Origin of the sequence: Limnohabitans sp. MMS-10A-192 (assembly GCF_003063335.1) — a bacterium.
Taxonomy (GTDB): domain Bacteria; phylum Pseudomonadota; class Gammaproteobacteria; order Burkholderiales; family Burkholderiaceae_C; genus Limnohabitans_A.
Genome location: NZ_NERX01000001.1, coordinates 654,116 through 667,336 on the forward strand (window position 1 = coordinate 654,116; position 13,221 = coordinate 667,336).

Genomic DNA, 13,221 nt, shown 5'->3' on the forward strand with positions numbered 1-13,221 from the left:
CCCCATGCGACACATGCCCGATGACATCAATTCAGCCGCCACAGCAGCTGCGCCTGTGAGCGACCCGGCAGATTACCGCAGAGCACTGGGCTGCTTTGGCACCGGCGTCACAGTGGTCACCGCCCACCACGAGGGCCAAGATTGGGGCATGACCTGCAACTCGTTCAGCTCGGTCTCCTTGAACCCCAGGCTGGTGCTGTGGAGCATCCGCAAAGAAGCCAGCAGCTTGCCCGCGTTCACACAATCGGGCGGGTTCACCGTGAGTGTCTTGGCCAGCGCCCAAGCCGACTTGGCCATGCAATTTGCCAAAGGCACCATGACAGAGCGATTTGCCGGCGTGAAGACCACAAAACAAGCCAGCCAGCGTTTGCGCCTGGATGGCGCTGTGGCCTGGTTTGACTGCACCTTGCACCAGTTGGTCGATGCCGGTGATCACCACATCGTCATTGGGCAGGTGCAAGACTTTGGCTGGCAAGATGCCGCCCCCTTGGCGTTTTGCCGCAGCCAGTTCGGGATGTTTCAGTCTTTGCCGGCCTGAAGCCACCAAGCTGCAAAACACCCCCAGAAAGTCGGAGCTTGAGCTCCGACTTTTTTTTTGCATCAGCCTTTGAGGCCACCTTGCGTGAGCCCGCCCACCACCCGCTCTTGAAACAGGGCGATCAAAATGGCCACCGGCACGATCGCCACGATCAAGGCCGCAGAAATGATGGGCCAAGGGAAGGTGAACTCCCCCTGGTAAAGCGCAATGCCCACCGGCAAAGTGCGCACGGCCGGACTGGAATTGAGGGACAGCGCCAGCAGGAATTCATCCCAGGAATTCACAAACGCCAAGATGCCCGCAGTGAAGATGCCGGGAGCCGCCAAAGGCACCACCACTTGCCAAAGCGCCCCCATGCGTGTGCAACCATCGATCATGGCGGCGTTTTCCAAATCGCGCGGGATGCTCTGGAAGAAACTCACCAGCACCAAGGTGCACACGGGCAAGTTGAGGACCACATAGGGCAGGATCAAAGCGATGTAGGTGTTCAACCAACCCAGAGCCCGCATGGTCTCGAAGATGGGCACCAACAAGGTCACCAGCGGAAACATGCTGGAGGCCACGATGCAAGTCAAGATCAATTGCCGGCGCTTGAGTTGCAGCCGCGCAATGGCATAGGCCGCAAATGCCGCCACCACCAAGGACAAAGCCGTGGCACCACAGGCCACCAGCAAACTGTTTTTCAAATACATCAACAGCGGTTGATCGGTGAACGCGCGCACATAGTTGTCCAGCATGGGGTTGGCCGGCCACCAGGTGATGGGTTTTTGCACCAGCTCGGCCTCGCTTTTGAGCGAGGTGAACAAAATCCAGACCGCCGGGAAAAAGCCATTGACGACCACCATGCCTGCGGCCACCCAACGCAGCATGGGCGAGCTCCAAAGTCCTGTGGGGTTCATGCGGCGTTCTTTCCGATCTGTTTCAAGTAAAAGCCGGTCACAAAAAGCGAAATCACGAACATGAACACGGCCAGGGTCGCGCCGAAACTGATGTCCGAATAATCGATGGTGTATTTGTGAATCAGCATGGCCAAGGTCTCGGTGGCCTCACCGGGCCCGCCACGCGTCATGGTGTAGGGGATGTCAAAAGTCTGCAAAGCTGTGATGGTGCGGAAAATCAAGGCCACCACAATGCTGGGCATGAGCATGGGGATGGTGATCTGCCAGAACTGCTGCCAACGGCTGGCGCCATCCACTTCAGCCGCTTCATAGAGCGACTTGGGGATCATTTGCAAACCCGCCAGCAAAATCAAAGCCATGAAAGACGATGTTTTCCAGATCACCGTCAGGCAAATGGCGGCAAACGCCCAATTGGGCTTGAGCAGCCAGCTGGTGGGCTCGTCTTGCAAGCCCAGCCGGTTCATCACATCGTTGACCACGCCGTACTCGGTGTGAAAAAACCAAGCAAAAATCAGCCCGGCAAAAGACAGCGGTAAGGCCCAGGGCAAGAGCAAAGACAAACGCACTGGCCATTTGCGCTTGAAGGGCAAGTTGGCCAACATGGCCAATGCCAGCCCGGCGATCAATGCACCAGGCACCGTGATCAGCGTGATCAGCAAGGTGTTTTTCGTGGCGTTCCAGAACAAAGGGTCCTGCACGACATCGATGTAATTTTGCAAACCCAGAAACGCCCCGTTCTTGTCCACCGCGTACAAGCTGTTGTAAATCAGCTTGCCGATCGGATAAACCACGATCATCAGCAGCAACAAAAATGCGGGTGCCAAGAGCAGCACTGCAAGCGTTTTTTCACTGGGATCGCGCAATTTGGACAACATGGCAACGTTCAATAGATTTGGGGGCAACTGCGCCGGACCCTGAGGGATCCGGCGTCAGATCGGCTCAAAGAGCCTTCAGCGCATCAGTCTGCCAACACGGGCTGCGATTTCATCCACACCGGCCTCAGGCGTCTTGGTGCGGGCCAAAATGGCGCTGGTGGTGGTCCGGATGATGTCCGACACTTGGCCGTAATCTTCGACCATCGGGCGACTCTGAGCGCCCAAGACCACGGGCAAAGCGTCCTTGAACCATGGCACGGCTTTGTTGACCGCTGGATCCGAATACACGCTTTGGAACACCGGCAAGATCGAGCCCTCGCGAGCGATGAAGGCGCTGGCCTCTTTGGACGACAGGTACTGGATGAGCTTGCCCGCGGCATCCTTGTTTTTGCCATAGGCATTCATGGCCCACTGCCAACCACCCATGCAGGTCGCCGACTTGCCGCCAGTCATGGCGGGCAAAGGCATCACGCCCACGTTGCCTTTGACCTTGGAGTCCGCATCGTCCTTGAAGCGGTCGAAGGCAAAGCCCCAGTTGATCGCGAACACGGCCTGACCGGCTTTGAATTCGTTGACAGTAACCGGGGTGGTGACTTCAGCAACGTTCTTTTTGATCACGCCTTGATCGACCATGCTCAGCCAGTTGTTCAAACCTTTGACAGCCGCCGCCTTGTCGAGGGTCAACTTGCCAGCGGCATCGTTGAATTGTTTGCCCTGCCCCCAATAAGGCAACAAGAAAGTGCAGACAGCACCTTCAATGGGTGCACCCTGAATGGACAGGCCCTGAAGATTGGGGGCGTTTTCTGCAGCCATGACCTTCTTGGCCGCTGCGGCCAACTCATCCCAGGTTTTCGGTTCGGCCACACCGTGTTTGGTCAGCAAGTCCTTGCGGTAATACATGAACATGGCATCGCCCTGGCTGGGCATGGCGTAGAGCTTGCCGCCGATCACGTTGGCATTTTGATAGACCGGCAGGTAGTCATTTTTGAGCACAGCGGCCCCACCGACGTACTTGTCCAAAGGTTCGATCCAGCCTTTGGAGGCGTATTGCGCGGGGTTGACGATGTCGATCAGGAACAGGTCGATGGCCGAGTCCTTGGCGTTGAGCACGGTGGACAGGTACTGGCGCTGCAATTCGGACGTTGCGCCGCCGGTTTCGATCTCGACTTTGACACCCGGATTGGCCTTGTTGTACTGCTCGAACAATTTGGCTTGCAAATCGGGGCGCTGGTTGGGGCCAACGAACACACGCAAGGTGGTTTGCTGAGCCCAGACTGCACCTGCGGCCAGTGTGCTGGCCAGGGCCACAGCAGCCAGTTTGATGGCGTGACGCTTCTTCATGGATGTCTCCTTGGGGTTGAAATCAAATGGACTTACAAAAAAACTTTGTCAAATCGCCTGCCCCGAGGCCTGACAAAACAAATGCATGGCCGAGGGATCGAGGTAGAGGGTTTGCGCAGTGCCTGAGGGGGACTTGAAACTGGCCGCACACCGCGCGACCAACTCCACATGCCCCACTTGGAATGTGACCAGTGTCTCTGCACCCAAGGGCTCGCTGATGACCACCTTGGCAGGCACGGCCACCTCGCCGGGCACATGCCGAGGCGCCAGCGCCAGGTTTTCCGGGCGGATACCAAAAACATGCCCCGCAGAGCTGCCGGCACGCGCCAGCAACTCGGCAGGCAATGCGATTCGGGCACCCAAGCCAAGATCGGCGCCCAAGGCATCGATGTGACAGGCCACCAGATTCATGGGCGGGCTGCCCGTAAAGCCTGCCACAAACTGCGCGGCAGGACGGTTGTAGATCTCGTCAGGGCTGGCGTATTGCATTTTGTGCCCAGCACTGAGCACGGAAATGCGGTCGGCCAAGGTCATGGCTTCGACTTGGTCGTGCGTCACATAAATGATGGTGGCACCCAGGCGCTGATGGAGCTTTTTGATTTCGCTGCGCATTTCGTTGCGCAACTGAGCGTCCAGATTCGACAAAGGCTCGTCAAACAAAAAAACCTTGGGTTGTCGAACGATGGCCCGGCCAATGGCAACCCGTTGGCGCTGTCCGCCAGACAAAGCCGCCGGTTTGCGGTCCAGCATGTGGTCGATGCGCAGCAAACGAGCCGCATCCATCACACGCGTTTTGATTTCTTCTTCAGGTGTCTTTCGCAAACGCAAGCCGAATGCCATGTTGTCATAAAGGCTCTTGTGCGGATACAGCGCATAGTCTTGAAAAACCATGGCGATGTCCCGGTTGCGGGGCGGCTCATCGTTCACGCGCTTGCCATCGATCAGCACATCGCCCTCGGTGATGGTTTCCAGGCCCGCGATCATGCGCAGCAAGGTGGACTTGCCGCAGCCCGATGGGCCGACAAACACCACGAACTCGCCATGGCGGATGTCCAGATCAATGCCGTGGATGACCTTGTTTTTCCCGTCGTAGGATTTCTGAACTTGACGAAGCTGGACCGATGCCATGTGCTTTTAACTCTGGTGATATTGGAAAACAAGCCGCCGCTGTGGCGTGAATGAATAATAGATGACTTGAGTCAATAAAGATGTTGGGGTTATCGCGAAGGCCAGGACCCAAACGCTTAAAACTTGAGCAACTCCGACCAAGAAAAATCGCCCTGGGTCAGATCCACCGCCTGACCGGTTCGGGCTGACTCCTGCGCAGCCAGGCCCATGATCACGGCTGCCAAGCCATCGCGCAAGCCCACCTCGACAGCGCCCTGCCCCCGCACGACGGCGTTGAACTTTTGGTGCTGGTACAAGGTCGATCCGTTGTGGTCGCCTGCGGCCAAGGCCTGGGGGTCGACCGGCACATCCAGCTCGCGCGGGCCTTTGGGCTCGCGGGGGCTGATGACCAGCTTGGGCACGGGCGCATCGCCCAAGTGCTGGGGCCAAAAGCGGCCGGGGCCGGGTACGAAACATTCGGCTTTGCCCAGCGGACCCACCACCGAAATTTCTTCCTGGTACCGGGCGCCTTCTGCAAACATGCACAGCTCCAGCATGGCCCGCTGACCCGATGCGAAATCGACGATCACATAGGCGTTGTCCAGAATGTCCGGCGTGCCATCGGCGTAGGTTTCATCGAGGTGGTTGTGGTCCACCCCGGCCGAGGCGTACACGCGCACCGGCTCGCTTTGCGTCAGGTGGCGCATCAGGTCAAAAAAGTGGCAGCACTTTTCGACCAGCGTGCCGCCGGTGTAACGGTTGAAACGGTTCCAGTCGCCCACCTTGACCAAGAATGGAAACCGGTGCTCCCGGATGGTGATCATCTTGACCGGACCGGTGTTGTGCTGGCCATGCACCTCGCCCGCCAAGGCGGTCACGGGGGGCATGTAGCGGTATTCCATGGCCACCCAGATCGGCGCGGGGTAACTGGCTTGCAAAGCTGCCAGGCTGCGCACATCGTCCAAGCTGGTGCAGGCGGGCTTTTCCAGGAGCACCGGCAGCGGGCGCAGGCGGGCAATCTCGCGCAACTGCTCGGCGTGGCAAAAGTTGGGGCTGGCGATCAGCAGGCAATCCACATCGGGCGACTGCACCACCTCGGCCAGGCTCGCGGCACTTTGCGCGCCCGGCACCATGGCCAAGCTGCTCGCCAGCATGGCGGCATCGGGTTCAAAAATGCGCGTCACCTGCGCCCCTGGCAGCAAGGCGATGTTGCGCAAATGCTCTTGGCCCATCATGCCGCAGCCGATGATGCCGTAACGTGTGGTGCTGATGCTTGCCGTTGTCATCGTGTTCAAAGCCCGTTCTGTGTTCAATTCAAGTTTAAAAATTCAGTCGGCCAGCGTGTAGCGCCGGCACAAAGCCAAAAACGCATCCAGTTGGGGATCGATCCCGGTTTCTGCTTGCAGCAAGGCCGCCACCGCTGGCGCCATCCGGGCAGCTTGCCGCGCATCCAAAAACAGCGCACGCCAGCGACGCGCAAGCATATCCTCAACCGTCAGGGCCCACTCGTTGCGTGCGGCAAAACGCACCATCGCCTCGGTCAGGCCCATGCCCAGATCATGCTCGGCGCCCGGCAAAGCCAGCACCTGAGCGGCTTCGCTGCCCCACAAATGCAAGCCCGGCGCTTCGCTGATCGCATGCACGGCTTGGCCCGCGTCGGGCGCACCCACCAGCCGGTGCTGCCCTGTTTTGGCCGGCTCTTGCGCGGCAGACGGCAAATCGTGGTGTTCCAGCATCGCGTGCATGACCTGCGCGGCCATGCTGCGGTAAGTTGTCCATTTGCCCCCGGTCACGGTGAACATGCCGGGCGCTTCGCGGCGAATGAGGTGCTCCCTCGACATCTGGCTGGTCAAGCCACCCTGGGCTTTATCGACCAAGGGGCGAAGCCCCACCCAAACACTGCGCACATCGGCCCGCGTCAAGCTCACACCCAGAGACTGGCGGGTTTCGCGAAACAGAAAATCCAGCTCCTCTTGCAAGGGCAAAGGCTCCAGCGGCGCATCGCCGCGTGGTGTGTCGGTGGTGCCGATCAGGGTGGCGCCCAACCAGGGCACCGCAAACAGTACGCGGCCATCGGCAGTGCGGGGAATCAAGACCGCCTCTTGAATGGGCAAACGCTCGCGCGCGACCACCAAGTGCACGCCCTGGCTGGGCTTGACCAGCGCTTTGACCGGCTCTTGGCCCGCCCAAGGCTGCAAAACCATTTGGCGCAAAGCGTCCACCCAAACCCCGGTGGCATTGACCACGCAACGGGCCTGCAGGGTCGAGGTCTGGCCATCGCGTTCGTTGAACAAGCTGACTTGCCAGCCTTGCGCCGAGGGCGCCAAAGCCGTGACCCGCATGTGGTTGTGCACGCTGGCCCCGGCCTGGCGCGCCGTTTTGGCCAAGGCCAGGGCCAGCCGGGCGTCTTCAAATTGACCGTCCCAATAGCGCATGCCCGCCACCATGCGCGGCAAACCCGGCAAACCCGGCAAACCCGGCAAACCCGGCAAACAGCGCAGCAATGCCTGCTTCGACAAAGCCGTCGTGGCCCCCAAGCTCATGCGGCCAGACAACCATTGATAAGCCTTGAGCCCCAGCCCAGTCCACGCCCAAGACCACCAGCCCTTGCCCGGCACCACAAACGCCAAAGGCTGCGCCAGATGAGGCGCCAGCGCCAAGACCGTGGCCCGCTCGCGCAAAGCCTCGCGCACCAAACGCCAACGGCCTTGCGCCAAATAACGCACGCCGCCGTGCAGCAATTTGGTCGAACGCGAAGAGGTTCCAGCAGCAAAGTCCCGCGCTTCCACCAAGGTCACGCGGCGGCCTTCCAAGGCGGCTTGCACCGCCACACCCAAGCCCGTGGCGCCACCGCCGATGACCAAGAGGTCCCAGACAGTGTCTTTCGCTTCACCACCCAAACCCTGATTTTTCAAAATAAGATCCCAAACAATCAACAATTTATGATTTATTCGATTCGTTTTTGATTGTATAGAGCCCATGCGCGCAAATTGCGTTATTCTTGACCGCCTAGTGAAGACCCCTAGTCCAGCACCTCAACGAGCACACTCATGGCCCTGAACCCCAGACAAATTGCCATCTTGCAATCCGTGCGCGAGCAAGGCAGCGTCAAAACCGAAGAGCTGGCCGAAGAGTTCGGCATCACCTTGCAAACCGCCCGACGCGACATCCAGCGCCTGACCGAGGCGGCCGAGCTGGAGCGCTTTCATGGCGGCGTGCGAGCCGTGGACTCGTCCACCCGCAACACCACTTACACCGAACGGCAACGCACCCAGTCAGAAGCCAAGCAAGACATTGCCCGGCAAGTGGCCGCCGCCATTCCACATGGGGCCAGCCTGTTCATGAACATCGGCACCACCGTGGAAGCCGTGGCCAGCGAACTGCTGCACCACCGCGACCTGCGCGTGGTGACCAACAACCTGCATGTGGCCCGCATCTTGGCGGCCAACCCGCAGTGCGAAGTGGTGGTGGCCGGCGGCACCGTGCGCCACGAAGACCTGGGCGTGGTCGGCGAAGCGGCGCTGAACTTCATCCGCCAATTCAAGGTGGACATTGGCCTGATCGGCATCAGCGGCATCGACGCCGACGGCACCCTGCGCGACTACGACATGCGCGAAGTCATGGTCGCCCGCGCCATCGTCGAACAATCCCGCCAAGTCTGGCTGGTGGCCGACCACAGCAAATTCGACCGTCCGGCCATGATTGAGATGGCCCCGCTGAAAGTGGTGCACACCCTGTTCACCGACATGGCGCCAGCGCCTGCTCAGCAACGGTTGATGGCGGAATTGGGGGTGCGGTGCGTAGTGGCACAGTCCCCCGTTCAGGATTGAATCCCGAACAGTTGCCTTAGATTTTCTTGCGCGGTGGCAAGCCCGTGTGCTGAGTCAGCAGTTGACCTTTTTTAGGCTGCCCAAAGCGCTTGGGCTTGGTCGACAAGGCCACCGATGACTTCTCCCCTGCCCCGGTGCTGTTTTTGCGTCGTGCGCTCTTGTAGCCGTCTTCGGCCAGCGGCTGCCAGCTCGGAATCAGGTGATGCTTGCCGTTCCCAATCAAGTCCGCCCGGCCCATGGCCTTGAGTGCTTCGCGCAGCAGGGGCCAGTTGTTGGCGTCGTGGTAGCGCAAAAACGCTTTGTGCAGGCGACGGCGTTTGTCGCCTTTGACCACGTCCACTTTTTCGCTGTCGCGGGTGATTTTGCGCAGCGGGTTGCGGGTGGAGTGGTACATGGCCGTGGCCGTGGCCATGGGGCTGGGGTAAAAGGTTTGCACCTGGTCGGCCCTGAAGCCGTTCTTTTTGAGCCAGATGGCCAGGTTCATCATGTCTTCGTCGCTGGTGCCTGGGTGGGCGGCGATGAAGTACGGGATGAGGAACTGCTTTTTGCCGACTTCTTCGCTGTACTTGTCGAACATCGACTTGAAGCGGTCGTAGGTGCCGATGCCCGGCTTCATCATCTTGGACAGCGGGCCGCCCTCGGTGTGCTCGGGCGCAATCTTCAGGTAGCCGCCCACATGGTGCTGCACCAGCTCTTTCACGTACTCGGGCGACTGCACGGCCAAGTCATAACGCAGACCAGAGCCGATCAAGATTTTCTTGATGCCCTTCAAGTTGCGCGCCCGGCGGTACATGTTGATCAGCGGACCATGGTCGGTGGTCAGGTTCTGGCAGATGCCGGGGAAGACGCAGCTCGGTTTGCGGCAGGCCGATTCGATCTCGGGGCTGCGGCAGCCCAGGCGGTACATATTGGCCGTGGGGCCGCCCAGGTCAGAGATGACGCCGGTGAAGCCTTTGACCTTGTCGCGGATGTCTTCCACCTCGCGGATGACGGATTCTTCGGAGCGGCTTTGGATGATGCGGCCTTCGTGCTCGGTGATGGAGCAGAAGGTGCAGCCGCCAAAGCAGCCCCGCATGATGTTCACGGAAAAGCGGATCATCTCCCAGGCGGGGATCTTGGTCGCGTGGTCGTGGCTGCCGTTCTCGTCGGCATAGCGCGGGTGCGGGCTGCGGGCATACGGCAGGTCGAACACATGGTCCATCTCTGCCGTGGTCAGCGGAATGGGCGGCGGCGTGATCCACACGTCGCGGGCGGTGTGGCCTTCGCCGTGCGCTTGCACCAGGCAGCGGGCGTTGCCGGGGTTGGTTTCCAGGTGCAGCACGCGGTTGGCGTGGGCATACAGCACGGGGTCGGACTTGACCTGCTCGTAGCTGGGCAGGCGGATGACACTTTTGTCACGCGGCGGCACTTTGTGGGTGCCTTTGCCGCGCAGGGCTGGGTTGGGCACAAAGGTGAGCGGCTGGATGGCTGCTTGCACGGTGCGGGCTTGTGCCACAGCAGCCGACAAATCGGCTTCAACGCCCGATGCGTCATTCCCGCGAACGCGGGAATCCATGGATGCCGGGTCAAGCCCGGCATGACGTTCTGTCGTGGGCGTGTTGCCCGATTGACGGTTGGCGTTTTGCGCATCGGCCACTTCCTTGGCCTCTTCCTCACGGGCGCAAGTGGCGCCCTGCTCCCGAGCCTGGTCCGAAATCATCAAATACGGGTTGATGTGTGCCTCAACGTGCCCGGGCGTGTCCACACTGGTGGAGTCGATCTCGAACCAGCCATCTGGGGTCTCGCGGCGCACAAAGGCGGTGCCGCGCACGTCGGTGATCTGCTGAACCGGCTCACGGGCGGCCAAGCGGTGGGCAATCTCGACAATCGCACGCTCGGCGTTGCCGTACAGCAGCAAGTCGCACTTGCTGTCCACCACCACAGAGCGGCGGACTTTGTCAGACCAGTAGTCGTAATGCGCGATGCGGCGCAGGCTGCCTTCGATGCCACCCAGCACGATCGGCACTTCGGGGAACGCTTCACGGCAGCGCTGGCTGTAGACGATGGCGGCGCGGTCAGGCCGCTTGCCGCCCACGTCGCCGGGGGTGTAGGCGTCGTCGCTGCGGATTTTGCGGTCCGCCGTGTAGCGGTTGATCATCGAATCCATGTTGCCGCTGGTCACGCCCCAAAACAGGTTGGGTTGGCCCAGTTCTTTGAAGGCATCGGCGCTGGTCCAGTCGGGCTGGGCGATGATGCCGACCCGAAAACCCTGGTTTTCCAGCATGCGGCCAATGACCGACATGCCAAAGCTGGGGTGGTCCACATAGGCGTCGCCCGTGACGATGATGATGTCGCAGCTGTCCCAGCCCAGTTGGGTCATTTCGGCGCGGCTCATCGGCAAAAACGGAGCCGTGCCAAAGCGCTGCGCCCAGTACTTGCGGTAACTGGTCAGCGGCTTGGCGTCGCGCGGGAAAAAGGAGACGTCAACAAAGGCGTTCATGGGCTTGCACTCGGGATAACCCGCTAGTGTAGGGGTTTGGGGGTGAGCGTGTGCGCCAGATGGGTATTGGCGATCGCTTCGCTGGGCATGGCAAATCGACCTTACCTGTCGCAAAAATATTACATAAATTTATTTAAAATAAAAGAAATAGTAATTTAAAAATGAATTCTTCAAGGGGGAACAGGCATGAAAGGCGTCGTATTCACAGAGTTTCTGGACATGGTCGAAAAACGCCATGGTGCAGACTTTGTTGATGACATCATTGAAGATAGCCACTTGTCATCCGGTGGGTCTTACACGGCGGTGGGCACCTACCCTCATACCGAGATGGTGTCTTTGATTCATGCATTGGCGGCAAGGAACCAATGTGCCGTGCCGGTGTTGATGCTGGACTTTGGCCACCATCTTTTCGGACGATTTCATGCCAACTACCCCACGTTCTTTGACAATGTGCATTGCGCACTTGACTTCATGGAGGGGATCGAGAACATCATCCACGCCGAAGTGCGCAAACTCTATCCGGATGCTGAACTGCCCAAATTTGAAGTGGAATACAGAGACTCAAAACAATTGAGGCTGCTGTACGACTCTCACCGTCACTTTGAAGATCTGGCCGAAGGGCTCATCTTGGGCTGCATTGACCATTTTGGAGTGCCGCACCAACTTCAGCGTGAAAATGACGTTTCAGGCCCACAAGGAAAAACCCGCTTCATTTTGACTCGGCTATGACAGGTGAAGACCAACGCTTGCTCAAACGCGTTCAACGCGAACGCGACGCTCGACATCAGGCTGAAAGATTGCTTGAAGAAAAGTCGCTGGCGCTCTACCACGCCAACATCAAATTGCAAGCGGCGGCCAACCAATCCGAACAACTCGTCACCGAGAGAACGGCTCAACTTCAAGAAGCCCTGCTCTTGGCCGAACGTGCCAACTTGGCCAAAAGTGATTTTTTGGCCAACATGAGTCACGAAATCAGGACACCGATGAACGGCATCATCGGCATGACCGATCTGGCCCTCAATGCCGACAAGCCAGAGAAAATTCCGAATTACCTGGCCATTGTCAAACGCTCGGCCGAGTCCTTGCTCGACATCCTCAACGACATTTTGGATTTCTCCAAAATCGAAGCGGGCAAGCTGAGCCTGGAGTCCATTGCGTTCGACCTGCATCAAACCATGCGCGATTGCGTGCAAGAGTTGCAAATCCGGGCGGACGAAAAAAAATTGGCCATCCTGTACACCCATGACCCCAACACGCCCGAACGGATTCTGGGAGACCCCACCCGGCTGCGACAGGTGTTGATCAATTTGATTGGCAATGCGATCAAATTCACCAACGTGGGCACGATCACCATTCACGTTCAACCCCAGCCCAGCGATGAGCAAGAACTGATGTTGCGTTTCAGTGTCCAAGACACGGGCATTGGCATACCCACGGCAAAGCTTCAAAATATTTTTGAAGCTTTCTCGCAGGCAGACATCTCGACAACACGCAAATATGGCGGCACCGGGTTGGGATTGGCCATCACCCAAAGTCTGGTGCACTTGATGGGCGGGCAATTGAGCGTTGAGAGCCGCGAAAGGGTTGGCAGCACCTTCAAATTCACTTTGCCGACACAGACAGCGCCGTTGCAGCTTCCCGCCCTGCAGATCACCGAGCAGGAGCCGGCCAGTTACCAACAGCTTTCAGTTTTGGTGGCCGAGGATCACCTGGTCAACCAAATGATTGTCAAAGGCATGCTGGAGAGATGGGGCCATCTCGTCACCCTGGTCGAAAACGGCGAAGAAGCGATCAAGGCCATGCACCATGCTCAGGTGCCTTTTGATTTGATCTTCATGGACATGCACATGCCCATCATGGACGGCATCGAGGCCACGCAAAAAATACGAACGCATCCGGCATGGCGGCAAGTTCCCATTGTGGCGCTGACGGCCAATGCCATGCTCAACGACCGCAACACGTGCATTCGCGCGGGAATGACCGATTTCTTGGCCAAACCCATACGCATTCATGATTTAGCGATAGTCATCAACGCACTGTTCCCGGGCGCCAGTCACTGAGCAACGCTTGGTCAAGCGGGACAATGAAGCGCCTCACGACTGGGTCATTTGGCCTTCCACAAGCGTGGAATGGGACAATCTGGGCTTGTTAA

Annotated in this window: 11 protein-coding genes; 4 read left to right on the forward strand and 7 right to left on the reverse strand. The window is 59.0% G+C overall.

Annotated elements, in window-relative coordinates:
- Positions 1 to 4: 4 nt before the first annotated feature.
- The gene (locus B9Z43_RS03220; RefSeq protein WP_233249997.1) at positions 5 to 538 is read left to right on the forward strand and encodes a flavin reductase family protein; all 534 of its coding nucleotides are present in this window, start codon (positions 5 to 7) and stop codon (positions 536 to 538) included.
- Between the two features lie 62 nt (positions 539 to 600).
- Here B9Z43_RS03220 and B9Z43_RS03225 read toward each other — a convergent pair whose 3' ends face one another.
- The 6 genes from B9Z43_RS03225 to B9Z43_RS03250 form a co-directional block, all read right to left on the reverse strand.
- A complete protein-coding gene (locus tag B9Z43_RS03225) occupies positions 601 to 1,437 on the reverse strand; it encodes a carbohydrate ABC transporter permease (RefSeq protein ID WP_108322681.1) in 837 nt (278 codons plus the stop codon).
- Entirely contained in the window at positions 1,434 to 2,312 is an 879-nt protein-coding gene (locus B9Z43_RS03230) for a carbohydrate ABC transporter permease (RefSeq protein WP_108322682.1), read from the reverse strand. Before B9Z43_RS03230 ends, B9Z43_RS03225 begins: the two co-directional genes overlap by 4 nt.
- 75 nt (positions 2,313 to 2,387) lie before the next feature.
- Positions 2,388 to 3,653: an ABC transporter substrate-binding protein gene (locus tag B9Z43_RS03235; protein ID WP_108322683.1), complete on the reverse strand. Its 1,266-nt coding sequence runs from the start codon at positions 3,651 to 3,653 to the stop codon at positions 2,388 to 2,390.
- Between the two features lie 48 nt (positions 3,654 to 3,701).
- A complete protein-coding gene (locus B9Z43_RS03240; protein ID WP_108322684.1) occupies positions 3,702 to 4,781 on the reverse strand; it encodes an ABC transporter ATP-binding protein in 1,080 nt (359 codons plus the stop codon).
- 116 nt (positions 4,782 to 4,897) lie between these two features.
- Complete coding sequence (locus tag B9Z43_RS03245) at positions 4,898 to 6,046, reverse strand: Gfo/Idh/MocA family protein (RefSeq protein ID WP_108322685.1); 1,149 nt, start codon at positions 6,044 to 6,046, stop codon at positions 4,898 to 4,900.
- Between the two features lie 42 nt (positions 6,047 to 6,088).
- Positions 6,089 to 7,675, reverse strand: coding sequence for a glycerol-3-phosphate dehydrogenase/oxidase (locus tag B9Z43_RS03250; protein WP_233249998.1), 1,587 nt, complete (start codon positions 7,673 to 7,675; stop codon positions 6,089 to 6,091).
- Positions 7,676 to 7,810: 135 nt separating this feature from the next.
- Between B9Z43_RS03250 and B9Z43_RS03255 the strand changes: the two genes are divergently transcribed.
- Positions 7,811 to 8,590: a DeoR/GlpR family DNA-binding transcription regulator gene (locus B9Z43_RS03255; protein WP_108322687.1), complete on the forward strand. Its 780-nt coding sequence runs from the start codon at positions 7,811 to 7,813 to the stop codon at positions 8,588 to 8,590.
- 16 nt (positions 8,591 to 8,606) lie between these two features.
- On the opposite strand, the gene B9Z43_RS03260 is transcribed toward B9Z43_RS03255, so the two are convergent.
- Positions 8,607 to 11,069: a YgiQ family radical SAM protein gene (locus tag B9Z43_RS03260; RefSeq protein WP_108322688.1), complete on the reverse strand. Its 2,463-nt coding sequence runs from the start codon at positions 11,067 to 11,069 to the stop codon at positions 8,607 to 8,609.
- Positions 11,070 to 11,255: 186 nt separating this feature from the next.
- Here B9Z43_RS03260 and B9Z43_RS03265 point away from each other — a divergent pair, with 186 nt between their 5' ends.
- Both B9Z43_RS03265 and B9Z43_RS03270 read left to right on the forward strand, forming a co-directional pair.
- Positions 11,256 to 11,798, forward strand: coding sequence for a heme NO-binding domain-containing protein (locus B9Z43_RS03265; protein ID WP_108322689.1), 543 nt, complete (start codon positions 11,256 to 11,258; stop codon positions 11,796 to 11,798).
- Positions 11,795 to 13,129 carry an ATP-binding protein gene (locus tag B9Z43_RS03270; protein ID WP_108322690.1) on the forward strand — a complete coding sequence of 445 codons (1,335 nt, stop codon included), beginning with the start codon at positions 11,795 to 11,797 and terminating at the stop codon, positions 13,127 to 13,129. The genes B9Z43_RS03265 and B9Z43_RS03270 overlap by 4 nt, the downstream gene beginning before the upstream one ends.
- Positions 13,130 to 13,221 lie beyond the last annotated feature (92 nt).